Annotated in this window: 25 protein-coding genes; 12 read left to right on the top strand and 13 right to left on the bottom strand. The window is 66.5% G+C overall.

What is annotated here, in order from left to right; translation table 11 throughout:
- Positions 1 to 31: 31 nt before the first annotated feature.
- The 7 genes from ASG67_RS04840 to fabD all read right to left on the bottom strand — a co-directional run bounded on the left by ASG67_RS04840 (position 32) and on the right by fabD (position 5,494).
- Positions 32 to 511 (bottom strand): RcnB family protein, encoded by a 480-nt coding sequence (locus ASG67_RS04840; protein WP_056525896.1) that lies wholly within the window; start codon positions 509 to 511, stop codon positions 32 to 34.
- Positions 512 to 633: 122 nt separating this feature from the next.
- Positions 634 to 1,599, bottom strand: a complete 966-nt coding sequence (gene mltG, locus ASG67_RS04835; RefSeq protein ID WP_056525894.1) for an endolytic transglycosylase MltG — start codon at positions 1,597 to 1,599, stop codon at positions 634 to 636.
- A gap of 7 nt (positions 1,600 to 1,606) precedes the next feature.
- Entirely contained in the window at positions 1,607 to 2,866 is a 1,260-nt protein-coding gene (gene fabF / locus ASG67_RS04830) for a beta-ketoacyl-ACP synthase II (protein ID WP_056525890.1), read from the bottom strand.
- Between the two features lie 143 nt (positions 2,867 to 3,009).
- Positions 3,010 to 3,246, bottom strand: a complete 237-nt coding sequence (locus tag ASG67_RS04825; RefSeq protein ID WP_056525888.1) for an acyl carrier protein — start codon at positions 3,244 to 3,246, stop codon at positions 3,010 to 3,012.
- Between the two features lie 88 nt (positions 3,247 to 3,334).
- Positions 3,335 to 4,075, bottom strand: coding sequence for a 3-oxoacyl-[acyl-carrier-protein] reductase (fabG, locus tag ASG67_RS04820; RefSeq protein ID WP_056525885.1), 741 nt, complete (start codon positions 4,073 to 4,075; stop codon positions 3,335 to 3,337).
- Position 4,076: 1 nt separating this feature from the next.
- On the bottom strand, positions 4,077 to 4,535 hold the full coding sequence (locus ASG67_RS04815) for a GxxExxY protein (protein ID WP_056525882.1): 459 nt from the start codon (positions 4,533 to 4,535) through the stop codon (positions 4,077 to 4,079).
- Positions 4,535 to 5,494 carry an ACP S-malonyltransferase gene (fabD, locus tag ASG67_RS04810; RefSeq protein WP_056525879.1) on the bottom strand — a complete coding sequence of 320 codons (960 nt, stop codon included), beginning with the start codon at positions 5,492 to 5,494 and terminating at the stop codon, positions 4,535 to 4,537. The genes ASG67_RS04815 and fabD overlap by 1 nt, the downstream gene beginning before the upstream one ends.
- A 230-nt stretch (positions 5,495 to 5,724) precedes the next feature.
- On the opposite strand from fabD, the gene rpsF reads away from it, so the two are divergent.
- The 7 genes from rpsF to ASG67_RS04775 all read left to right on the top strand — a co-directional run bounded on the left by rpsF (position 5,725) and on the right by ASG67_RS04775 (position 9,931).
- Positions 5,725 to 6,177, top strand: a complete 453-nt coding sequence (gene rpsF / locus ASG67_RS04805; RefSeq protein ID WP_056525876.1) for a 30S ribosomal protein S6 — start codon at positions 5,725 to 5,727, stop codon at positions 6,175 to 6,177.
- The gene (gene rpsR, locus ASG67_RS04800; protein ID WP_007403456.1) at positions 6,177 to 6,401 is read left to right on the top strand and encodes a 30S ribosomal protein S18; all 225 of its coding nucleotides are present in this window, start codon (positions 6,177 to 6,179) and stop codon (positions 6,399 to 6,401) included. Before rpsF ends, rpsR begins: the two co-directional genes overlap by 1 nt.
- An 11-nt stretch (positions 6,402 to 6,412) precedes the next feature.
- Positions 6,413 to 7,000: a 50S ribosomal protein L9 gene (gene rplI / locus ASG67_RS04795; protein ID WP_056525873.1), complete on the top strand. Its 588-nt coding sequence runs from the start codon at positions 6,413 to 6,415 to the stop codon at positions 6,998 to 7,000.
- Positions 7,001 to 7,304: 304 nt separating this feature from the next.
- Positions 7,305 to 7,799, top strand: a complete 495-nt coding sequence (locus ASG67_RS04790; RefSeq protein ID WP_056526563.1) for a hypothetical protein — start codon at positions 7,305 to 7,307, stop codon at positions 7,797 to 7,799.
- 46 nt (positions 7,800 to 7,845) lie between these two features.
- Positions 7,846 to 8,400, top strand: coding sequence for a CHAP domain-containing protein (locus ASG67_RS04785; protein ID WP_056526560.1), 555 nt, complete (start codon positions 7,846 to 7,848; stop codon positions 8,398 to 8,400).
- A gap of 9 nt (positions 8,401 to 8,409) precedes the next feature.
- Positions 8,410 to 9,588 (top strand): vWA domain-containing protein, encoded by a 1,179-nt coding sequence (locus ASG67_RS04780; protein ID WP_056525870.1) that lies wholly within the window; start codon positions 8,410 to 8,412, stop codon positions 9,586 to 9,588.
- Positions 9,589 to 9,640: 52 nt separating this feature from the next.
- Positions 9,641 to 9,931 (top strand): hypothetical protein, encoded by a 291-nt coding sequence (locus ASG67_RS04775; protein ID WP_056525867.1) that lies wholly within the window; start codon positions 9,641 to 9,643, stop codon positions 9,929 to 9,931.
- Between the two features lie 27 nt (positions 9,932 to 9,958).
- On the opposite strand, the gene ASG67_RS18735 is transcribed toward ASG67_RS04775, so the two are convergent.
- Both ASG67_RS18735 and ASG67_RS04770 read right to left on the bottom strand, forming a co-directional pair.
- Positions 9,959 to 10,102 carry a hypothetical protein gene (locus tag ASG67_RS18735; RefSeq protein WP_156460631.1) on the bottom strand — a complete coding sequence of 48 codons (144 nt, stop codon included), beginning with the start codon at positions 10,100 to 10,102 and terminating at the stop codon, positions 9,959 to 9,961.
- Between the two features lie 93 nt (positions 10,103 to 10,195).
- Positions 10,196 to 11,281 (bottom strand): anhydro-N-acetylmuramic acid kinase, encoded by a 1,086-nt coding sequence (locus ASG67_RS04770; protein ID WP_056525864.1) that lies wholly within the window; start codon positions 11,279 to 11,281, stop codon positions 10,196 to 10,198.
- A gap of 70 nt (positions 11,282 to 11,351) precedes the next feature.
- On the opposite strand from ASG67_RS04770, the gene rimO reads away from it, so the two are divergent.
- Entirely contained in the window at positions 11,352 to 12,689 is a 1,338-nt protein-coding gene (rimO, locus tag ASG67_RS04765; protein WP_056525861.1) for a 30S ribosomal protein S12 methylthiotransferase RimO, read from the top strand.
- Positions 12,690 to 12,696: 7 nt separating this feature from the next.
- Here rimO and ASG67_RS18730 read toward each other — a convergent pair whose 3' ends face one another.
- The gene (locus ASG67_RS18730) at positions 12,697 to 12,843 is read right to left on the bottom strand and encodes a lmo0937 family membrane protein (RefSeq protein ID WP_156460630.1); all 147 of its coding nucleotides are present in this window, start codon (positions 12,841 to 12,843) and stop codon (positions 12,697 to 12,699) included.
- Positions 12,844 to 12,982: 139 nt separating this feature from the next.
- Here ASG67_RS18730 and ASG67_RS04760 point away from each other — a divergent pair, with 139 nt between their 5' ends.
- Both ASG67_RS04760 and ASG67_RS04755 read left to right on the top strand, forming a co-directional pair.
- Positions 12,983 to 14,392, top strand: coding sequence for a serine hydrolase domain-containing protein (locus ASG67_RS04760; RefSeq protein ID WP_056525858.1), 1,410 nt, complete (start codon positions 12,983 to 12,985; stop codon positions 14,390 to 14,392).
- Positions 14,389 to 15,759 carry a leucyl aminopeptidase family protein gene (locus ASG67_RS04755; protein ID WP_056525855.1) on the top strand — a complete coding sequence of 457 codons (1,371 nt, stop codon included), beginning with the start codon at positions 14,389 to 14,391 and terminating at the stop codon, positions 15,757 to 15,759. Before ASG67_RS04760 ends, ASG67_RS04755 begins: the two co-directional genes overlap by 4 nt.
- Here the strand turns inward: ASG67_RS04755 and ASG67_RS04750 are convergent, their stop codons facing one another.
- Both ASG67_RS04750 and tpiA read right to left on the bottom strand, forming a co-directional pair.
- Positions 15,760 to 16,242 carry a hypothetical protein gene (locus tag ASG67_RS04750; RefSeq protein ID WP_056525852.1) on the bottom strand — a complete coding sequence of 161 codons (483 nt, stop codon included), beginning with the start codon at positions 16,240 to 16,242 and terminating at the stop codon, positions 15,760 to 15,762.
- A 69-nt stretch (positions 16,243 to 16,311) separates the two neighbouring features.
- Positions 16,312 to 17,061 (bottom strand): triose-phosphate isomerase, encoded by a 750-nt coding sequence (gene tpiA, locus ASG67_RS04745; protein ID WP_056525849.1) that lies wholly within the window; start codon positions 17,059 to 17,061, stop codon positions 16,312 to 16,314.
- A gap of 103 nt (positions 17,062 to 17,164) precedes the next feature.
- On the opposite strand from tpiA, the gene ASG67_RS04740 reads away from it, so the two are divergent.
- The gene (locus tag ASG67_RS04740) at positions 17,165 to 19,120 is read left to right on the top strand and encodes a peptidylprolyl isomerase (RefSeq protein WP_056525846.1); all 1,956 of its coding nucleotides are present in this window, start codon (positions 17,165 to 17,167) and stop codon (positions 19,118 to 19,120) included.
- Between the two features lie 10 nt (positions 19,121 to 19,130).
- A complete protein-coding gene (gene trpE / locus ASG67_RS04735) occupies positions 19,131 to 20,636 on the top strand; it encodes an anthranilate synthase component I (protein ID WP_056525843.1) in 1,506 nt (501 codons plus the stop codon).
- 13 nt (positions 20,637 to 20,649) lie between these two features.
- Here the strand turns inward: trpE and ASG67_RS04730 are convergent, their stop codons facing one another.
- Positions 20,650 to 21,054, bottom strand: a complete 405-nt coding sequence (locus ASG67_RS04730) for a hypothetical protein (protein ID WP_056525840.1) — start codon at positions 21,052 to 21,054, stop codon at positions 20,650 to 20,652.
- Positions 21,055 to 21,128: the final 74 nt, after the last annotated feature.

The raw sequence follows: 21,128 nt of genomic DNA, 5'->3' as shown, positions 1-21,128 counted from the left end.
GTCCGGGATCTCTCCCGGACCGGTCGCCGCTTCAATAAAAGAAGCGGTTATAGACCTGCACGACCCGGCCCGACCGGGTGTCCACCAGTACGACGTCGTTGCCATAGCGGACCCAGCGCTGATACCCGTACCGGGGCGCGGCCAGTCGATAGCGCTGATAGTCGTTGACCCAATAATTGCGGCCGTAATAGCCCGGCGCGAACTGATAACCGACGTTCACCGGGCGATATCGATAGCCCGCTGGGCCACGATACGCCGACCGGCGATAGACGTCGGCATGGCTGCGGCGATAATCCCGCCAGTCCTCGCGCGTTTCCCGCCGATCCTCGCGCAATTCCTGCCGCGCCTCACGGACATCGCCACGATCACCCCGCCGTATCGCACGGTTCAGATCGCGACGATCCTCACGCAATTCGCGCTGATCGCGGCGGACCTCGCCATAGCTTTGTGCGCTGGCGGCAACGGGGATCAGCATGGTGGCGCTCATGGCGGCCAGAATGATGTGCTTCATCGATCCAACTCCTGTACATCGTGCCGGCCGATGGGCTGGCATGACCCCGGGTATAAAACCGGATCGCTGAACGGAATCAGACCGTGTCGGTCAGGCAGCAGAAAGGTAGCAGCCCAGGCGGGTTACATCTCGCCGCGCGACCGCCGGATTGCGTACCACTTGGCGACATTGGCGTTATGTTCGGGCAGCGTGTTGGCGAACACATGCCCGCCATTGCCGTCCGCCACAAAATACAGCGCCTGGCTTGCCGCCGGGTTCAGCACCGCATCGATCGACGCGCGCCCCGGATTGGAGATCGGCCCGACCGGCAGACCGGGGCTGGCATAGGTATTGTACCCGTTCTTCGCGTGCAGTTCCGACCGCAGGATACGCCGGCCAAGCGACCGCCCCTTCGTGATCGGATAGATCACGGTCGGGTCGGCCTGCAACGGCATCCCCAACCGCAACCGGTTGCCGTAGACCGCCGCGACGGTGCGCCGTTCGGCAGGCTTGCCGGTTTCCTTCTCAACGATCGACGCCAGCACGATCGCCTGCTCAGGCGTCGAGACGGCGATGTTCGGCTTCCGCTTGGCCCACGCGGCGGCGAGATAATCGCTCATCGCCTTCTGCATCCGCGCCACCAGTTGCGCACGCGTATCGCCGCGCTGATAGGCATAGCTATCGGGCAGGATCGATCCCTCGCGCGGCACCGCCACCGCTCCGGTCAGGCCATCGGCGCGCATCACCGCGTCATGGACCGACACCGACGGATACCCTTCCGGCACCGCGACCAGTCGCTGCCGGACCTTGCCCTCTTCGAGCAGCGCCAACACGTCCTTTTGACTCGCGCCGGCGGGAATCTCGTACTCGCCCGCCTTGATCGACCCGCCGCCGCCGAACACGCGCGCCAGCAGGCGGAACCGCGAGGCCGAGCGGATCGCGCCCGCCCGTTCCAGTTCAGTCGCCGCCCGGCCCAGGCTGGCGCCTTCCGGCACCACTACCGACACTGGCCTGGCGGCAGGGCCAGTCCCCGCCCACATGTTGGTCGCAACCAACGCACCGATCGCCATCAGCGCGATCAGCAGGGCAAGACAGCCTAGTTTGCGCATCGGACGGTCAGATCGACCGCATCACCAGCGACGCATTGGTGCCGCCGAAACCGAACGAATTGTTCAGCACCGCGCGCACCTGACGCTTCTTGGCGACATGGGGGACGAGATCGACGCCGACGCAGCTATCGCTGGGATTGTCGAGGTTCAGCGTCGGCGGCACGATCTGGTCGCGCAGCGCGAGGATGCAGAAGATCGATTCGACCGCCCCCGCGCCGCCCAGCAGATGGCCGATCGCCGACTTCGTCGACGACATCGACACTGTCTGCATCGCATCGCCGAACAGCCGCCGCACCGCGCCCAGTTCCAGCTCGTCACCCATTGGGGTCGAGGTGCCGTGCGCGTTGATGTAATCGATGTCAGAAGGTTCGAGACCGGCCTTCTTCAATGCCATCTGCATCGACCGGAATGCACCATCGCCTTCCGGATGCGGCGCGGTGACGTGATAGGCATCGCCCGACAGGCCGTACCCGATCACCTCGGCATAGATTTTCGCGCCGCGCGCCTTGGCGTGCTCATATTCCTCCAGCACCACGATGCCGGCGCCTTCACCCATCACGAAGCCGTCACGATCCTTGTCATAAGGGCGCGACGCCTTTTCCGGCGTGTCGTTGAAACCGGTCGACAACGCGCGTGCCTGCGCGAAGCCGGCGATGCCCAGCGGGCAGACCGTACCCTCGGCACCACCCGCCAGCATCACATCGGCATCGTCCATCGCGATCATCCGCGCGGCATCGCCGATCGCGTGTGCGCCGGTCGAACAGGCGGTCACGACGGCATGGTTCGGCCCGCGCAGGCCATATTTGATCGAAACCTGACCCGAGATCAGGTTGATGAGGCGGCCATGGACGAAGTGCGGCGACACGCGGCGCGGCCCCTTCGTATGCAGCACGATCGATTCGCTCTCGATCCCCGGCAGTCCGCCAATACCCGATCCGATCGAGCAGCCGGCACGCCAGCTTTCCTCGACCGTCATGTCGGTCAGGCCGGCGTCTTCCAGCGCCTGACCGGCGGCATCGATACCATAGATGATGAACGGATCGACCTGCCGCTGGACCTTATGATCCACGCGTTTACCCGGATCGAAGCCATATTCATGGGCGGCGGGCTTCACCTCGCACGCGATGCGGCACACCTGATCGGACGCGTCGAAACGAGTGATCGGCCCCGCCCCCGACTTTCCCGCCAGAATGTTCGCCCAGGCCGTCTCGACATCAGCGCCGAGCGGCGTCACGAGACCCAAACCGGTCACGACGACACGCCGCATACCCACTCTCCATTCCATCATAACAAAACGGCCCCCCGCCCTCTCAGCGGGACGGGGAGCCGTTCGGAACCCGTACCCCGAAGGGTGGGGCAATCAGTACCTTACGACCAGTACCGTGAGGACGAATGCCTCAGGCCCAATGTTCAGGCCTTGTGCTCGTCGATATAGGTGATCGCGTCCTTGACGGTCGTGATCTTCTCGGCGGCATCGTCAGGGATCTCGACGCCGAATTCCTCTTCGAACGCCATTACGAGTTCGACGATATCGAGGCTGTCGGCACCCAGGTCATCGATGAAGCTCGCTTCCTCGGTCACCTTTTCGGCCTCTACGCCGAGATGCTCGACGACGATCTTCTTCACGCGGTCGGCGGTCTCGCTCATGGTAGTCCCTCTTCGTTCTGCAGAGATTGGTATTTCCTGAACGCACCTATAACGGGGCTGGTGCCGTGGCAAGGCCCCGTCCGGCGCATCAAACCATCGCCATGCCGCCATTTACGTGCAGCGTCTGGCCGGTGACATACCCGGCCTCGCGGCTGGCGAGGTAGACGACGGCGGCGGCGATGTCCTCGCCCGTGCCCAGATCGCCCGCCGGGATGCGGCCCATGAGCGCGGTTTTCTGCGCCTCGGGCAACACATCGGTCATCGCCGAGCGGATGAAGCCGGGGGCGACGCAGTTGACGGTGATGCCACGGCTGGCGAGCTCCTGCCCCATCGCCTTCGACAGGCCGACCAGGCCCGCCTTCGACGCGGCATAGTTCGCCTGGCCCGGATTGCCGGTCTGCCCGACGACCGAGGTGATCGAGATCATCCGCCCGAACCGCGCCTTCATCATCGGCTTGGCCGCCGCCCGCATCAGCCGGAACGCCGCCTCGAGATTGACGCGGATGACGGTGTCCCACTCCTCGTCCTTCATCCGCATCGCCAGATTGTCGCGGGTGACGCCGGCATTGTTGACGAGGATGTCAAGCCGCCCGAGCGCGCCCACCGCCTGCGGCACCAGCGCATCGACTGCGGCGGGATCGGACAGGTTGCAGGGCAAAGCGACATGGTCCGCACCGCCCAGCGAGGCACGAAACTCCTCCAACTTGGCCGCGTTCGACCCCGAAACCGCCAGCCGCGCCCCCTGCGCCGCCAGCCCCCGCGCGATCGCGGAACCGATACCACCGGACGCGCCGGTGACGAGAGCGGTCATGCCTGAAAGATCGAACATGTTAGTCTCCAGAAGGTTGGTTCACGCGAAGGCGCGAAGACGCGAAGTTGGTGTGGCCGTTGACGACGCGGCGAAGACCCTCCTTCAGCGTGGCGCCGCCGAAATTTTTGAGCAGCCCAAGAGGCTGCTCGGTCAGTCGAAGATAGGTCAGCAGTTGCTTGCCGTGAGCGGCGTTCAGGCGTTCGACCGATTTTATCTCGACCAGCAACCGCTGTTCCACGACGATATCGACCCGGAAGGCGGCGTCGAAATCGATCCCCTCGAAACTGAACGATACCGCCACCTGCCGCGCCACATCATATCCTGACCGCGCCAGCTTCGCAGCTAGGACGGTCTCGTAGACACTTTCCAGCAAGCCGGGGCCGAGATCGCGGTGCAACCGGAAAGACACGTCAATGATGTCCGCAGCGATCGCTTCAAGATCTATCCTCTTCGCGTCTTCGCGGCTTCGCGTGAACATTACAGTCGCTTCAGCAGCGCCTCGATGTCGTCCATCGACGTGATGCTGATCGCCTCCACGTCAGGCGCGATGCGCTTGACCATCGGGCTCAGCACCTTGCCACCGAATTCCACGAATTCGGTCACGCCGGCCGCCGCCATTGCCAGCACTGATTCGCGCCAGCGGACCATGCCCGTCACCTGCGCGACGAGCGCGGCGCGGATCGTCCCGGGGTCGGCGATCGCGACGGCATCGACGTTGCAATAGAGCGGCACCAGCGGCGCGCTCAGCGTCACATCGACCAGCGCATCGTCCATCGCCGTCGCCGCATCCGCCATCAGCGGGCAGTGGAACGGGGCCGACACCGGCAGCAGGACCGCCCGCTTGGCGCCCAATTCCTTGGCCAGCGCCACCGCCCGCTCCACGGCGACACGGTGGCCGGAGATGACGACCTGCGACGGATCATTGTCGTTGGCGACGGTGCAGACCAGTTCGCCGCCGCCCTCCGCCGAAATCGCATCGACCGCCGCCCCGGCGATCGTCTGCGCCTTGTCGAGATCGGCGCCCAACAGCGCCGCCATCGCTCCCTCGCCCACCGGCACCGCCGCCTGCATCGCGCGGCCGCGCAATTTCAGCAGGCGCGCGGTGGTGCGCAGGTCGAACGATTGTGCCGCGCACAGCGCAGTATACTCGCCGAGCGAATGGCCGGCGACATAATCGGCCTTGTCGGCCAGCCTGATGCCGCCTTCCCGCTCCAGCACGCGCAGCGTCGCAATGGCGTTCGCCATGATCGCCGGCTGTGCATTCTCGGTCAGCAACAGTTCGTCCGCCGGCCCCTCGGCCATCAGCCGGAACAGGTGCTGGCCGAGCGCCTCGTCGACCTCACCGAACACCTCGCGCGCGGTGGGACTGGCATCCGCCAGCGCCTTGCCCATGCCGACCGCCTGACTGCCCTGGCCGGGAAAGATGAACGCACGCATCGGCCTCTCCTTAGGATCAATTGAGGGCGCGCCTTACGAAGGGCCGCCGCAACAGGCAACCTGATCGGGCGCAGACCACGCCGGTCGCCTTGCCTTTCGGGTGAAACCGCGTATGAGGCGCGGCACGGGGTGGCAGGCATGTGTCTGGCCGCCTTGTTGACGTACGAAGACAGCCGGAGGGGCGACCGCACGGGGCGGCGTCAGCGATCGGCCAACATAGAAGGTAAGACATGGCTCTATACGAGCACGTGTTCCTTGCGCGCCAGGATCTGGCACAAGCGCAGGTGGACGCACTGGCGGAAGCCGCCACCAAGATCGTCACCGACCATCAGGGCAAGGTCGTCAAGACCGAGACCTGGGGCCTGCGCAGCCTGGCGTATCGCATCGCCAAGAACCGCAAGGCGCATTACGTGATGCTCGAGATCGACGCCCCCGCCGGCGTGGTAGCCGAGCTGGAGCGCCAGACCCAGATCAACGAAGACGTCATCCGCTTCATGACCGTCAAGGTCGACGAGCTGGAGGAAGGTCCGTCCGCGATGATGCGCAAGCAGGAGCGCGATCGTGAGCGTCGTGGCGACCGCGAAGGCGGCGACCGTGGCCCCCGCGGCGACCGTGATGGTGGCCCGCGCGGCGATCGTCCCGAGCGCGCACCCCGTCGTGACGCACAAGAGGAGGCCGCATAATGGCTCGTCCGTTTTTCCGCCGCCGCAAGTCCTGCCCGTTTTCGGCCAAGGATGCTCCCCGGATCGACTATAAGGACGTCCGGTTGCTCCAGGGCTTCGTGTCCGAGCGTGGCAAGATCGTGCCGTCGCGCATCACTTCGGTGAGCGCGAAGAAGCAGCGCGAACTGGCCCAGGCCATCAAGCGCGCCCGTCACCTGGGCTTGCTGCCCTACGTCGTTAAGTAAGGAACGGACACATGGACGTCATTCTGCTTGAGCGCGTCGAGAAGCTCGGCGCCATCGGCGACGTGGTGAAGGTAAAGGACGGCTTCGCCCGTAACTTCCTGCTGCCGAACAAGAAGGCGCTGCGCGCCAACGAAGCGAATCGGAAGGTCTTCGAGGCCAACCGTGCGCGCATCGAAAGCGACAATGCCAACCGTCGCGGCGAAGCCGAGACCGAGGCGCAGAGCTTCAAGGACGCATCGGTCACGCTGATCCGTCAGGCATCGAATACCGGCCAGCTTTACGGTTCGGTCGCGGTCCGCGATCTGATCGAAGCGCTGGAGGCCGATGGCCACAAGGTGGCGAAGTCGGCGATCGTGCTGGACAAGCCGATCAAGTCGATCGGCGTGTACACCGTGAAGGTCGCGCTGCACCCAGAGGTGTCGGTGGCCGTCAAGGTCAACGTCGCCCGTTCGCCCGAGGAAGCCGAGATGCAGTCGCAGGGCGTCGATGTCATGGCATCGATGTTCGAGCGCGACGAAGCTGGTTTCACCGAGGATTACGACCCGAACGCCGAGCCAGGCGCGACGGCCGAAGTCCAGGACGAGCCTGCGCAGGGCTGATCGCCCACGCTATCGACCGACAGAAAAAGGCCGTCCGGAGCGATCCGGGCGGCCTTTTCCTTTGGTCGCCGAAATGGGCGGAAAGATCAATCCGCGATCATGGGCATGTCACGCACGCACCGATGACGGCGGCCAGCGGGATGAGGGCGAGGAGAACGGGAAAAATCTGCTTCATGATCCACCGGGCGATGAATGGTTGGTCTTACCCGAGATAATGCGGCGATGACGGAAAGGTTTCCCGGCGATGAACGAGGGCGATCGGATCGGGCATCGATTGTTAAGATGCGCGGGGTTACGCTTCGTCATGCACCACCGGACACAGAAGACATGGAAAGCGACCGAGCCGCTGGCGCTCCATCACAGCTGGCCATTGATCGACATCGGTCAACGGCTCGATCTCGGCTGGGTTCATAGCCCGAAAACGACCCTTCCCGCTTCCCCCAGTCTGCACGAGCAGCAATGGTTCGCCGATCGCGGGATCGGGACATGGGCCTATGATCTTCGCCATGATGTCCTCGAATGGTCGCCGGCGGTCTACGACGTCATGGGTTTCCCGCGCGGTGTCGTCGCCTGTCGGCCGGCCTCGCTGACGTTGTATCGCGAAGGGTCCCGCGCGGCGATGGAGCGGTTGCGCGCGCATGCCATCCGCCATCGGCGCGGCTTCACCCTCGACGTCGAGTTGCAACCGGTGGGTGGCGCGGTGCGGTGGATGCGGCTGTCGGCCATGCCGGTCTGCGAGAGCGACCGGGTCGTGGCACTGCGCGGACTCAAACAGGATATTTCGCACGAATATGCCTGAGATCGAACGGCTATCGATCCGAGCCGCTTGGGATATAGTATCGCCGATGTTCCGCCCGCTCCGATTCGCTGCCGCTTTGGTCGCCCTGGCGACGGCAGGCGGCGTGCAGGCGGCGTCGTTGCTCGATTATGTCGGCCAGTGCGTACCGTTCGCGCGGGCCGCGTCGGGCATCCAGATCTATGGCGACGCCTGGACATGGTGGGAACAGGCGGACGGCCGCTACCCGCGCGGCCATGTTCCGCGCGTCGGTGCGGTCATCGTGTTCGCAAAGACCAGCCGTCTGCCGATGGGCCATGTCGCCGTCGTCAGCCGCGTCGTCGAGAAGCGGGTCGTGATGCTGACCCACGCCAACTGGTCTCGGCAGAATGGCGAGCGCGGCCATGCCGAACAGGACGTGACGCTGTACGACGTGTCACCCGCCAACGACTGGTCCGACGTGAAGGTCTGGTACCGCGACAATGACGGACTGGGCGGCGGCATCTATCCGGTGAAGGGCTTCGTCTATGCTACCGGCCGGTCGGCGGCGGAGCTGACCGGCCGTCACCCGGACGATGTCGCGGCATTGATCGATGCCTATGTCCCCGACGCGGGCGCGCGCTGAACAGCGTCGATGTTCCTGAATTTCCTCGACGCCCTGCGCGCGGCGGGCATTCCCGCCGGGCCGAAGGAGCATCTGGTGCTGCTGGAGGCGCTGCACGGCGACGTCATCGATCGCAGCACCGAGGAATTCTATTACCTAGCCCGCGCGACCTATGTGAAGGACGAGGGGTTGCTCGACCGTTTCGATCAGGTCTTCGCACAGGTTTTTCGCGGGGTCATGAGGCCGGTTGACGACAGCAATGCGGACATCCCCGCCGAGTGGCTGGAGGCCATCGCCGACCGCTATCTGAGCGCGGAGGATCGCGCGAGGCTGCAATCGCTGGGGTCGTGGGATGAGATCATGGACACGCTCCGCCAGCGGCTGGCAGAGCAGCAGGGCCGGCATCAGGGCGGCAGCAAGTGGATCGGCACTGGCGGCACCAGCCCGTTCGGCAATGGCGGCTACAACCCCGAAGGCGTCCGGATCGGCGGCGAATCGAAAGAAGGCCGCGCGATCAAGGTGTGGGACCGGCGCGAGTTCCGCAATCTCGACACGACGCGCGAACTGGGCACGCGCAACATCAAGGTGGCGCTGCGCCGCCTGCGCCGTTTCGCCCGCGAAGGGGCAGCGGACGAACTCGATATCGACGGCACCATAGCCGGCACCGCGCGACAGGGCTGGCTGGACGTGCAGATGCGGCCGGAGCGGCGCAATGCCGTGAAGCTGTTGCTGTTCCTCGACGTCGGCGGATCGATGGATCCGTTCGTCACGCTCTGCGAGGAACTGTTCTCGGCGGCGACGGCGGAGTTCAAGAACCTCGAATTCTTCTATTTTCACAATTGCCCGTACGAGGGCGTGTGGAAGGACAATCGCCGCCGCTTCGCTGAGCGGACGCCGACCTGGGACGTCCTGCACATATACGGCCACGACTATAAACTCGTCTTCGTCGGCGATGCGTCGATGAGTCCGTATGAGATCAGCCACCCGCACGGATCGGTCGAGCATCTGAACGATGAATCGGGCACGACATGGCTGCAACGCCTGACCACCACCTACCCGGCCGCCGCCTGGCTCAATCCGCTGCCGCGCGAGCAATGGGATTACACCGCGTCGGTCGGCATGATCCGGTCGCTGATGGCGGACCGGATGTACCCGCTGACCCTCGCGGGGCTCGACGCCGCGATGCGCGAACTCGGCCGCAAACGGTGATGGCGGCCAACGGGACTTTTGATATCATCGCCTGATCTTTGGGAGAAGATCGATGCGCCTGATCGCCGCCGCCACCCTGATGCTACCACTCGTACCCGCCTTTGCCGCCGAAAAGCCGGTCGTGGCGCCGAAGACGACGCCGGTCCGGTGCGCCGGCCCCGTCGCCGCGAAGATGCACTCGGGATCGCTAGCATCGATGCCCAACGCGACGGAGATCAAGGCACTGAATCGAACGATGGACGGATGCAATGCGCCGATGGTCGGCCGTACCGATCTTGGAAGTAATAAATCAGCGGATGCCGATCGGCCCAATCAGCCGTTCACGATTACGCCAAGTCGCTGATGGGGGTTGCTAAGGCGGGCGGCCGGTTCAGCCTGCCAACGCTTCCAGCTTGCGCGTGTAGCTCTCGACGAGGCGCAGGCGCCGCTCTCGGGCTTCGACCGTCAGCGCACGTTCGGCTGCGGCTCGTTCGATCACCACGCGGCGGGCGTAGTAGCGATAGTCGGATTCCACGATTCAGCCCTCCCGAATGCATCGTTTAATCCATGTTATACCCATCAAATGGTTAGTCCATGGTTAACGCCCCCGATCACGACCGTGCGCCCGTCAGATGCGATGGACGACACCGCCCGTCATGGGAGCGGCGACACCCGTGGTGCCGGGAAAGCTGATCGGCAGGTTTTTCAGCGTTCTGACCGCCATATAGGCGAATCCTTCCGCCTCGACTCCGTCACCATTCCACCCGAGTGAGTCGGCCGGCTCGGCTACCAAACCGCAATGCTCCGCGATCATCCGCAGCATCGTCGGATTGCGCCGCCCGCCGCCGACCACCAGCAGACGCCGGGGTCGCGCGGGCAGATGATGCATCGCCAGCGCCACCGTCTCCGCTGTGAACGCGGTCAGCGTTGCCGCGCCATCGGCTGGCGACAGGCCACGCGCCGGCTGGATGGTGAAATCGCTGCGATCAAGCGATTTGGGAGCGGGCGCATCGAAATAGGGATGGTCCAGCATCGCGGTCAGCACCGCCTCGTCGACCCGCCCACTCGCCGCCAGGGCGCCGTCCGCATCATACCGCGCGCCGCTAAATTCGCCGATCCAGTCGTCGATCAGCCCATTGGCCGGCCCGGTGTCGAACGCCACCAGTTCGACGTTATCGCCCACGAACGTGACGTTACCGACGCCGCCCAGGTTCAGCACCGCGACCGGCTTCTCCAGCGCACCGACCAACGCCGCGTGATAGATCGGCAGCAACGGCGCGCCCTGCCCACCCGCCGCGACATCCGCCGACCGGAAATCGGCGACCGTCGTGATCGCGCACGCCGCCGCCAGCGCCGCGCCGTCGCCGATCTGCCATGTCCAGCCGCGATCGGGGCGATGCGCGACGGTCTGGCCATGGAAACCGATGACGCCGACCTCCTCCGCCGCCACGCCGGCATGGCGAAGCAGCTTGTGCACCACCATCGCATGCGTGCGCGTGATGAGATCGGACGCCTCGACCAGCGGCGGGCTGACGCGGGGCCGGTCATAGGTCAGCGCGATCCGCGTCGCCTCAGCCAGTTGTGCGCGGGCATCGTCGGTATAGGGTTCGCCCCAGAAAGCGACCGATCGCACCGCCCCTTCGCCATCGGTGTCGATGAGCGCGGCATCGATGCCGTCAAGCGATGTTCCAGACATGAGACCGATGGCAAGCATGTGTCCGTTCCGAGCAGAAAAGGACGGTGCTGGCAAATCGGCTCGTCCCGCATTATGTGGCAGGCATCCCATGGCAACGAAACTCCCCTCCCCGCCGCGCGTCGGCATGGTGTCGCTTGGCTGTCCGAAGAACCTCGTCGACAGCGAACGCATCCTGACGCAACTACGCGCCGACGGTTACCAGATGTCGCCCGACTATGCCGGCGCCGACGTCGTGCTGGTCAATACCTGCGGTTTTCTCGACTCGGCGAAGGAAGAAAGCCTCGAAGCCATTGGTGAGGCGATTGCCGAAAACGGCCGCGTCATCGTCACCGGATGCATGGGCAAGGAAGCGGAAACCATCCGCGCCCGCTTCCCGCAGGTGCTGGCCGTCACCGGCGCGCATCAATATGAACAGGTGGTAGAGGCCGTCCACGCCGCCGCACCCGCCAACCTGTCACCGTATATCGATCTGATTCCGGACGCCGGGTTGAAACTGACCCCGCGTCATTACAGCTATCTGAAGATTTCGGAGGGCTGCAACCACCGTTGCTCCTTCTGCATCATCCCCAGCTTACGCGGCGATCTCGTCAGCCGTCGGCCCGATGCTATCTTGCGCGAGGCGGAGAAGCTGGTCGCGGCGGGGACGCAGGAACTGCTGGTCATCAGCCAGGATACGTCGGCTTACGGGCTCGACCTGCGCCACGCATCATGGCCACTGAAGGGCGGTGGCGAAGTGCGCGCGCACATGACCGATCTGGCCCGCGAGCTCGGCAGGATCGCACCATGGGTGCGGTTACACTATGTCTATCCCTATCCGCACGTCGACAACGTCATCCCGCTGATGGCGGAGGGGCTGGTGCTTCCCTATCTCGACATTCCGTTCCAGCATGCCGCGCCATCGGTGCTGAAGCGGATGAAGCGCCCCGGCAACGACGCCAAGGTGTTGAGCCGTATCCATGCGTGGCGCGACATCTGCACGGATATCGCCATCCGTTCTACCTTCGTCGTCGGTTTCCCCGGCGAGACGGAGGCCGACTTCCAGTATCTGCTCGATTGGCTGGACGAGGCCCAGCTCGATCGCGTCGGCGCGTTCCGCTTCGAACCTGTCGAGGGTGCCGCTGCAAACCTGCTGCCCGACCATGTGCCGGAGGAATTGAAGGAAGAGCGTTACCAGCGGATCATGGCAAAGACCGCCGCGATCAGCGCCGCCAAGCTCGCCGCCAAGATCGGCCGCACCTTCGACGTCATCATCGATGCGGTGGACGACGAAGGCGGCGCCACCGGCCGTTCCTATGCCGACGCGCCGGAGATCGACGGCGAGGTGTTCCTGCGCGATGCCGGTCACGTTGCGGTCGGCGCCATCGTGCCGGTCACGATCGAGGACGCGGACGAGCACGACCTGTACGGCGTGCCCGTCTCCGTCTGAACGATCGCTACACGACGCGGCGGCCGGTGAAGAGCTGGATCAGGCCCACGATCAGCGCCACGACCAGCAGGATGTGGATCAGTCCGCCCGCAATGTGGAAGGTGAAGCCAAGCAGCCAGAGGATCAGCAGGATGACAGCAATGGTCCAAAGCATCTGATACGTTCCTTGGGGGCAGATTACGATGCCCGTACGCCGGCCTGCCCATCCTCTTACGGGTGCGTAACGAACACACACGATACGCCGATGGTTCCGCCGGTTGCACCGGCACCGGGCATCTGCTTGGATCATCGCCATGTTCCTGCGTCCCCTGTTCGCCGCGCTCGCGCTCGCGGTCCCCGCTCCCCTGCTCGCCCAGGCCCTGACCGCGGCCGAAACGGCGCGCATCGATACGGTGGTTTCCACCGCGCTCGCGGACACCGGCGTCCCATCGGCCTCGATCGCCGTGGTACGCGGCGGTCGGATCGTGCTGGCCAAGGCCTATGGCAAACAGGCGGAGGGCCGGACCGTCGCCGATCCCCGCCAACCCTATCAGATCGCCTCGATCTCGAAGCAGTTCACGGCGGCGGCGCTGCTGCTGCTGGAGGACGACGGCAAGCTGCGGCTCGACGACCCGATCGGCCGCTATGTCCCCGGTATCACCGATGGCGATCGCATCACGATCCGCCAGTTGCTCAGCCATACCGCCGGCCTGCAGGATTACTGGCCGCAGGATTACAGTTTCAGGGCGATGGCGACCCCGGTGACGCCACAGCAGATCCTCGACCGCTGGGCGCGCAAGCCACTCGACTTCGCACCGGGCACGCAGTGGCAATATTCGAACACCGGCTATGTCGTGGCCGGCCTGATCGTCGAGAAGGTCGCGGGGATGCCACTGCTCGATTTCCTCCAGACCCGCGTGTTCCGCCCGCTCGGCATCCGCGCGGTCGATCAGGACAAGGCGGTCGGCGCAGGGTTCCCACAAGGATACAAGCGATTCGCGCTCGGCCCCGTTCGTGTCGAAACCCCGGCGGCGTCCGGCTGGCTCTACGCCGCCGGCGAACTGTCGATGTCGGCGGAGGATCTGGCCAGATGGGATATCGCCCGGCTGAACCGCACGGTGATGCCCGCCGACGACTGGATAGCGCAGGAAACGCCGGTGACGCTGACCGATGGTCGATCGACGTCCTACGGCTTGGGCGTCATCGCCCGCGAACGCAGCGGCCGGCGCGTGATCGAACATGGCGGCGAGGCGGTGGGCTTCCTGTCGCAGAACATCGTCTACCCAGATGACAAGGCCGCCATCGTCCTCCTGACCAACGCCTGGTTCGCCGATGCGCAGAGCCGGATCGCCAGCGGCATCGCCGACATCGTTCTGCCACCCCTGCCCGCGGCATCTGCCGACGCCACCGAAGACGCCGCCGCCCTCGCCCGGGCGCGTGCGGTATTCGGCCAGTTGCGTAGCGGCCGGCTGGATCGCGCGCTGCTGACCGACAACGCCAATTACTATTTCACGCCCGTCGCGCTCGCCGATTACGCGCGCAGCCTGAGCACGCTCGGCGAACCCGGCGCGTTCGACGCGGAGGGTGGCGCCCGCCTGCGCGGCGGGTTCGTCGGCCGCGCCTACCGCGTGACGATCGGCGGACGGACGCTTTCCATCTCGACCTTCTCAGAGCCGGATGGCCGGCATCGTTTCGAACAATTTCTCGTGAGTCCCGCCCAATGAACCGCTTCGACGCCCTGCTCCTGCCCGACCGGGGCCAGCCAGCCCATCTGATCGAGGTGATCGCCCCGACGTCACACGACGCCTGGCTCGCCACCCAGCCATCGCGCGTCCGCGCGACGCTGGCGGCGCAGCGGTTCAAGGGCAAGGCGGGCAGCCATGCGATCGTACCGGACGAGGGCGATGGCTGGCATGTCATCGCCGCGATCGACGACGACACGCCATGGGCGCTGGCCAAGCTGGCAGAGCAATTGCCCGGCGGGACGTATCGGGTCTGCGGGCATGAGGGCGGGGAGCTGGGCTGGCTGCTCGGCCAGTATAGCTTCGATCGATATCGCAAGCCCGACCGCACCGACCCCCGCATCCTGCTGACCCGCGACGCCGCGTCGCTGGCGGACACGCTGCGCCTGGCCGAGGCGACGGCGTGGGTCCGCGATCTGGTCAACACCGGTGCCGGCGATTGCGGCCCCGCCGAGCTTGAGGCCGCCGCCGAGGCACTGGCCCGCCGCCACGGCGCGACCGTCACCGTGCGGCGCGGCGACGAGCTGGAACAGGGTTATCCGCTGATCCACGCGGTCGGCCGGGCGGCATCGCGCGACCGGGCGCCGCGGCTGATCGAACTGACCTGGGGCACCCCCGGCGCGCCCCGCGTAGCGCTGGTCGGCAAGGGCGTGTGCTTCGATACCGGCGGTCTCGATATCAAGCCATCGGCCGGGATGCGGCTGATGAAGAAGGATATGGGCGGCGCCGCGCACGCGCTGGCGCTGGCCGATCTGGTGATGGCGGCGCGATTGTCGGTCCGGCTTCATCTGCTGATCCCGGCGGTGGAGAACGCCATCGCCGGCGACGCCTTCCGCCCCGGCGACGTGCTCCGCAGCCGCAAGGGGCTGACCGTCGAGAACACCAATACCGATGCGGAGGGGCGCCTGATCCTGGCCGACGCCCTGACCCGCGCGGCCGAGGAGAAGCCCGAACTGATCCTCGATTACGCCACGCTGACCGGCGCGGCGCGGGTGGCGCTCGGCCCCGATCTGCCACCGCTGTTCACCGACGACGACGTCCTCGCCACCGATCTGCTCGCCGCCGGCATCGCCGCCGCCGACCCGCTGTGGCGATTGCCGCTGTGGGACGCGTATGACGAGATGCTGAAATCGGACATCGCCGACATGGTCAACGCTCCCGACGGCGGCTTCGCCGGCGCGATCACCGCCGCGCTGTTCCTGCGCCGGTTCGTGCCGAAGGACATCGCCTGGGCGCACATGGACGTCTTTGCCTGGCGACCGACCGCAAAGCCGGGTCGGCCGAAGGGCGGAGACGCCTATGCCCTGCGCGCGTCGTTCGCCGTCCTCAAAAGCCGCTATCCCGGCTGATCAGGCCGGGGCCAGCGGCGTGCCCGAACGCTGGCAGATATAGGTCGCCAGCTCCTCGCGCAGCGGCAGGCCGGCGATCGGGCGCAACGGCCCCTCGGCCGAATTGCCGACCTCGACGCTGACCCGCGACGGGCCGACGGCGAGCACGTGGAATAGCCGCTTGGCGCAATCCACTTCGGTCCGGGCATAGGCGATCTTGTCGCCGCGCTCCTCGCGCAGCATCGCGATCGTGTTGCCGCCGATCGCCCGCCGCTCGCGCAGCAGGAAATGCTTCGATCGCGTGTCCGACGGGGTCGGGATCAGCGTACCCTTCAGGCGGAACTCGCGCTCACCCGCCTCTGTTGCCACTTCGCTCTCGGTCAGGTTACGCAGCGACACCGACTGGTTCGCGGCGGCCCCTTCATCCGTCGCGCCGCCCGAACAGGCCGCGACCATCACGGCGGCGGCCAAACCGGCCGCCGCCATCATCTTGTTCACCGTCATTCTTCACTCCCGGAAAGAATATCTCGGGCAAACGTAGCCGCTGGCGGTTCGATCCGCCAGCGCCCCCGATCAAAGCCGCGCCGCCGCCTCGATGACGGGCACGAACTTCGCCGCCGTCAGGCTGGCACCGCCGACCAGCGCGCCATCGACATTCTCGGTCGACAGGATCGCCGCCGCATTCTCGCCGACCACCGAACCGCCATACAGGATGCGCACGTCCGCCGCGCAGTCGCCGATCATCATCCGCAGTTTCTCGCGCGCGATCGCATGGATCGCGCCGATCTCGTCCAGCGTCGGCGTGCGGCCCGTGCCGATCGCCCAGCGCGGTTCGTAAGCGAGCGTCAGCCAGTCCGCGGTCGCATTCTCCGGCACCGATTTCTCGATCTGCGCCTGCACGATGCGCTCGGCGCGCCCGGCATTGCGCTCCGCCTCGGTCTCGCCGCAGCACAGGATCACCGACAGGCCATTGCGTCGCGCCGCGGCCGCCTTGGCCCAGGCGTCATGGCTGTTCTCACCCTGATCCGCCCGGCGTTCGGAATGGCCGGCGATGGTGAAGACCGCGCCCGCCTCCCTCACCATCCCCGCCGAGACGCAGCCGGTATGCGCGCCCGAATCCTCGTCATGTACGTCCTCCGCACCGATCGCGAGACCCGGCACGCGCAGCGCCGCCGGGTGGATCAGCGTGAACGGCACGGCGATCGACACGTCGATATTCGGGGCCGCCGCCGCCGCCGCCGCGATCCCGTCCAGCTCCTCCAGCGTCGCGAGCGACCCATTCATCTTCCAGTTGCCCGACACCAGCTTGCGCCGCATTCCCATACTCCCATGATGTGACCCGACCCTAGCGACAAGCCGGTCGCGCTTGAAGCCCGCTCGCCCCCGCCCTAAGGCGGCGTCCAAGAAATCTCGCGAACGGTCCTTCATGCTCAGCTTTTTCCGCCGCATCATTCATTCGAAGGTCGGCTATGTCGTCACCTTCATCGTGCTGGGCGTCATCGCCCTCGCCTTCGCGGCGGGGGATATCTCGAATCTCGCCGGCGGCTCGACCGGCGGGCTGGGCGGCAACGACGTCGCCACCGTCGGCAAGCAGGAAATCACGATGGCCGACCTGCGCCAGCGTGCCAATGACGAAGTCGCCGCCGCCCGCCAGCGCAATCCGCAGGCGGACATCGCCGGCTATCTCGCCGCCGGACAGCTCGATGCCTCGCTCGACCGGATGATATCGAGCTACGCGCTCGCCGATTTCGGCCGCCAGCAGGGAATGATCGTGTCGAAGCGCGCGGTCGATGGCCAGATCGCCAGCATCCCCGGCCTACAGGGCCCCACCGGCAAGTTCGACGAGAACATCTATCGCCGCATCCTCGTTGAGCGGAAGCTGACCGACGCCGGCATCCGCCGCGATATCGCCCGCGACATCGTCGTGCAGCAACTGGTCGCGCCGACCCAGGGCGCGACGCAGGTCCCGGCCCAGATCGTCGCCCCCTACGCCTCGCTGATGCTGGAACGCCGGGCGGGTGAGGTCGCGTTCGTGCCGATGCAGGCGGCGGCATCCGGCGCCGCCCCGACGCCGGCCGAGCTGCAAACCTTCTACGCCGCCAACCTTCAGCGATACCGTGTGCCGGAACGCCGTACGATCCGCTATGCGCTCGTCACCCCCGATCAGGTCGGCGCCCGCGCCGTCGCGACGCCGGCGGAGATCGCACAGGCCTATCAACAGAATCGCGCGAAATATCAGCCGACCGAAAAGCGCACGATCACTCAGGTCATCGTCGCAGACCGCGCCGGAGCCGAAGCGATCGCCGCCAAGGTGAAGGCCGGCACGCCGCTTGCCGCCGCCGCCCGCGCCGCCGGGCTTGAGGCATCGACGCAGACCTCGGTCGAAAAGGCCGCCTATGCCACGCAGACCGGTACCGCCGTCGCCGATGCGGTGTTCGCCGCACCGGCCTCGTCGGTCGTCGGGCCGGTGCGCGGTTCGCTGGGCTTCACCGTGGCGCGGATCGAATCGGTCCAGCAGGTGCCCGGTCGCACGCTGGCGCAGGTGCAGGACGAACTGGCGAAGGAAATCGGCGTCCGCAAATCGGCCGATGCACTGGCCCAGTTGCACGATACGCTCGACACCGCGCTGACCGGTGGCTCGACCTTCGACGAGGCAGTGGCCGATGCGAAGATCAAGCCCGTGACCACGCCGGCGCTGACCGCCAGTGCCACCGATCCGAACGATCCGCTGTCGAAACCCGATCCGGCCCTGATCCCGATCGTACAGGCCGCCTTCACCGCCGAGGATGGCGACGCGCCCCAGCTTGTGCAGACCGGTGCCGATGGCAGTTTCGCCGTCGTCGCGGTCGGCCAGATCACGCCCGCCGCCCCGCGTCCGCTGGCCCAGGTCCGCGACGAGGTTGCCGCCGCGTTCGTTGCCGATCGCACCCGTCAGGCCGCCCGGCGCATCGCCGCCGACATCCTCGCCAAGGCCAATCGCGGCACGCCGCTGGCACAGGCGGTTCGGCAGGCCGGACCGTCGCTACCCGCGCCCCGCCCGATCGCCGGTGCGCGCACCGATCTCGCTAAGCAGCAGGCCGGCGGTGCCGATCCGGCGCTGGCCCTCCTGTTCGGCATGGCGCAGGGTACGACGAAGATGGTCGAGGCCCCGCAAGGCAGCGGTTGGATCGTTGTGCGGCTCACCGGCATCCAGCGCGGCGACGCATCGAAGAACCCAGCCATCCTCGCCGCGACGCGCGGGCAACTGGGTCAGATGGTCGGCAGCGAATATATCCAGCAATTCGCCCGCGCCGCCCGTAATCAGGTCGGCGTGAAGACCAACGCGACGGCGCTGAAGCGCCTGCGCGCCGAACTCGCTGGTCAGGGTGGCTCCGATAACTGATCCGCGCGCGATGACCGACGCCCGTGCCGCCGCCCGCACCAATCTCGCCGCTGGCAAGCCGGCGCTGATCTGGCGGCGGCAGGTCGCCGACACCGAAACACCGGTCGCGGCGGCGCTGCGGCTGATGGAGCCGGGTCGCGGCGATTTCCTGCTCGAATCGGTCGAGGGCGGCGCGATTCGCGGACGCCACAGCCTGCTCGGCCTCGCCCCCGATCTCGTGTTCCGGGCGCACGGCAACGATGCCGCGATCAACCGTCACTGGACGACCGATCGCGACGCGTTTGAACCCTGCGGGCAACCGACGCTCGATGCCCTCCGCGCGCTGGTCGCCGATTGCCGCGCCGATGTACCGCCCGAACTGCCCCGCGCACTCGCCTGTCTGGTCGGCTATTTCGGGTACGAGACGGTGGGATTGGTCGAACGGCTGGAACAGCCCGCCGCCGATCCGCTGGGCCTGCCCGATATGATGTTCGTGCGGCCGACCGTGTTGCTGGTGTTCGATCGCCTCGCCGACGCGCTGTATCTGGTCGCGCCCGCCTGGCCCGATCCGTCGCGCGATCCCGCCGCGATCGTCACGCAGGCGGAGGAGCGGTTGGATGCGGTCGCCTCGCGGCTGGCCGACGCCGCCTGGCCGGCGCCTGCCCGCGCGGTGCTGGACCAGCCCGCCTACACCCCGGCCATGACCTCCGCCCGCTACGGCGAGATGGTCGCCACCGCGAAGGAATATATCGCGGCCGGCGACATCTTTCAGGTCGTACTGGCGCAGCGGTTCACCGCGCCGTTCACGCTGCCGCCGTTTGAGCTGTATCGCTCGCTACGCCGGATCAATCCGTCGCCGTTCCTCTATCATCTCGATCTGCCGGGCTTCGCGCTGATCGGGTCCAGCCCCGAAATCCTCGTCCGCGTCCGCGATGGCGAGATTACCGTTCGCCCGATTGCCGGCACTCGCCCGCGCGGCAAGACCGCCAGCGAGGACGAGGCGAACCGCACCAGCCTGCTCGCCGATCCGAAGGAGCGCGCCGAGCATCTGATGCTGCTTGATCTCGGCCGCAACGATGCCGGCCGCGCCGCCGCACCGGGCAGCGTGCGCGTGACCGACAGCTATACGGTCGAGATGTACAGCCACGTCATGCACATCGTCTCGAACGTCACCGCCCGGCTGTCACCCGACAAGGATGCGCTGGACGCGATGTTCGCCGGCTTCCCCGCCGGCACGGTCAGCGGCGCGCCGAAAGTCCGTGCCTGCCAGATCATCGCCGAACTCGAACCCGAACGTCGCGGTGCCTATGCCGGCGGCGTGGGATACTTCTCGCCAGACGGATCACTCGATTCCTGCATCGTCCTGCGCACGGCGGTCGTGAAGGACGGCATGATCCACGTTCAGGCCGGCGCCGGCATCGTCGCCGATTCGCAAGCCGAGTACGAACAGCGGGAATGCGAAGCCAAAGCCGGCGCCATCCTGGCCGCCGCGCGAGAGGCTGTCGCCCGGGCCGGCGCGGCCGGCTTCGGGCAATAATCGCACGTTCGGATCAGGGGACCGACGAGTCCGCCTGACGCTGCGCGCGCTTCTCTGCCGCCCATTGCTTGGCCGCCAGCACCGAACAACCGGTCTGCCCACCATTGCCGACCGGCGAGCAGGTGTTCGGGATGCCGCCCGCCACACGATTGGTCTGGTCGATATCCGCGACCCGGTTGACCCAGCTCTGGTTCTGCATCGGGATCGGCCCGCTGTCGCGCAGGCTTTTGGGGATGCGATAGGGCTCCTCGGCCGGTGAACACACGACGATCTCGTCACCCGCGCCCTTCGGGCATTGCTGGCCGGCGGTCAGTTGCACGCTGCGGATACGCTGCGGCGGGGTCGAGCTTTCGGCGGTCTGCGCCGCGGCCAGTGCCGGTGAGGCGAGCAGGGTGACGGCAAGGGCGAGACGGATCATGGCAACGGGCTCCTTAAGCTATACCAACGTGCAAAGCCCCATGAGGCTCCGCCGGTCGATCGTCATTTCGCGTG

This window comes from Sphingomonas sp. Leaf339 (genome assembly GCF_001426195.1).
In the GTDB taxonomy this organism is placed as follows: domain Bacteria; phylum Pseudomonadota; class Alphaproteobacteria; order Sphingomonadales; family Sphingomonadaceae; genus Sphingomonas.
This window is presented reverse-complemented; position numbering and strand designations above follow the sequence as displayed.

Excerpts from the sequence above, each read along its gene's own strand:
- fabF (WP_056525890.1), bottom strand. The coding sequence starts at position 2,866 with ATGCGGCGTGTCGTCGTGACCGGTTTGGGTCTCGTGACGCCGCTCGGC.
- mltG (WP_056525894.1), bottom strand. The coding sequence starts at position 1,599 with ATGCGCAAACTAGGCTGTCTTGCCCTGCTGATCGCGCTGATGGCGATC.
- ASG67_RS04755 (WP_056525855.1), top strand. The coding sequence starts at position 14,389 with ATGAACCGCTTCGACGCCCTGCTCCTGCCCGACCGGGGCCAGCCAGCC.
- rpsR (WP_007403456.1), top strand. The coding sequence starts at position 6,177 with ATGGCTCGTCCGTTTTTCCGCCGCCGCAAGTCCTGCCCGTTTTCGGCC.
- ASG67_RS04780 (WP_056525870.1), top strand. The coding sequence starts at position 8,410 with ATGTTCCTGAATTTCCTCGACGCCCTGCGCGCGGCGGGCATTCCCGCC.
- trpE (WP_056525843.1), top strand. The coding sequence starts at position 19,131 with ATGACCGACGCCCGTGCCGCCGCCCGCACCAATCTCGCCGCTGGCAAG.
- ASG67_RS04760 (WP_056525858.1), top strand. The coding sequence starts at position 12,983 with ATGTTCCTGCGTCCCCTGTTCGCCGCGCTCGCGCTCGCGGTCCCCGCT.
- rpsF (WP_056525876.1), top strand. The coding sequence starts at position 5,725 with ATGGCTCTATACGAGCACGTGTTCCTTGCGCGCCAGGATCTGGCACAA.
- ASG67_RS04750 (WP_056525852.1), bottom strand. The coding sequence starts at position 16,242 with ATGACGGTGAACAAGATGATGGCGGCGGCCGGTTTGGCCGCCGCCGTG.
- ASG67_RS04740 (WP_056525846.1), top strand. The coding sequence starts at position 17,165 with ATGCTCAGCTTTTTCCGCCGCATCATTCATTCGAAGGTCGGCTATGTC.
- ASG67_RS04815 (WP_056525882.1), bottom strand. The coding sequence starts at position 4,535 with ATGTTCACGCGAAGCCGCGAAGACGCGAAGAGGATAGATCTTGAAGCG.
- ASG67_RS04790 (WP_056526563.1), top strand. The coding sequence starts at position 7,305 with ATGCACCACCGGACACAGAAGACATGGAAAGCGACCGAGCCGCTGGCG.
- rimO (WP_056525861.1), top strand. The coding sequence starts at position 11,352 with ATGGCAACGAAACTCCCCTCCCCGCCGCGCGTCGGCATGGTGTCGCTT.
- ASG67_RS04775 (WP_056525867.1), top strand. The coding sequence starts at position 9,641 with ATGCGCCTGATCGCCGCCGCCACCCTGATGCTACCACTCGTACCCGCC.
- ASG67_RS18730 (WP_156460630.1), bottom strand. The coding sequence starts at position 12,843 with ATGCTTTGGACCATTGCTGTCATCCTGCTGATCCTCTGGCTGCTTGGC.
- ASG67_RS04730 (WP_056525840.1), bottom strand. The coding sequence starts at position 21,054 with ATGATCCGTCTCGCCCTTGCCGTCACCCTGCTCGCCTCACCGGCACTG.
- ASG67_RS04785 (WP_056526560.1), top strand. The coding sequence starts at position 7,846 with ATGTTCCGCCCGCTCCGATTCGCTGCCGCTTTGGTCGCCCTGGCGACG.
- fabD (WP_056525879.1), bottom strand. The coding sequence starts at position 5,494 with ATGCGTGCGTTCATCTTTCCCGGCCAGGGCAGTCAGGCGGTCGGCATG.
- ASG67_RS04770 (WP_056525864.1), bottom strand. The coding sequence starts at position 11,281 with ATGCTTGCCATCGGTCTCATGTCTGGAACATCGCTTGACGGCATCGAT.
- fabG (WP_056525885.1), bottom strand. The coding sequence starts at position 4,075 with ATGTTCGATCTTTCAGGCATGACCGCTCTCGTCACCGGCGCGTCCGGT.
- ASG67_RS04840 (WP_056525896.1), bottom strand. The coding sequence starts at position 511 with ATGAAGCACATCATTCTGGCCGCCATGAGCGCCACCATGCTGATCCCC.
- rplI (WP_056525873.1), top strand. The coding sequence starts at position 6,413 with ATGGACGTCATTCTGCTTGAGCGCGTCGAGAAGCTCGGCGCCATCGGC.
- tpiA (WP_056525849.1), bottom strand. The coding sequence starts at position 17,061 with ATGGGAATGCGGCGCAAGCTGGTGTCGGGCAACTGGAAGATGAATGGG.
- ASG67_RS04825 (WP_056525888.1), bottom strand. The coding sequence starts at position 3,246 with ATGAGCGAGACCGCCGACCGCGTGAAGAAGATCGTCGTCGAGCATCTC.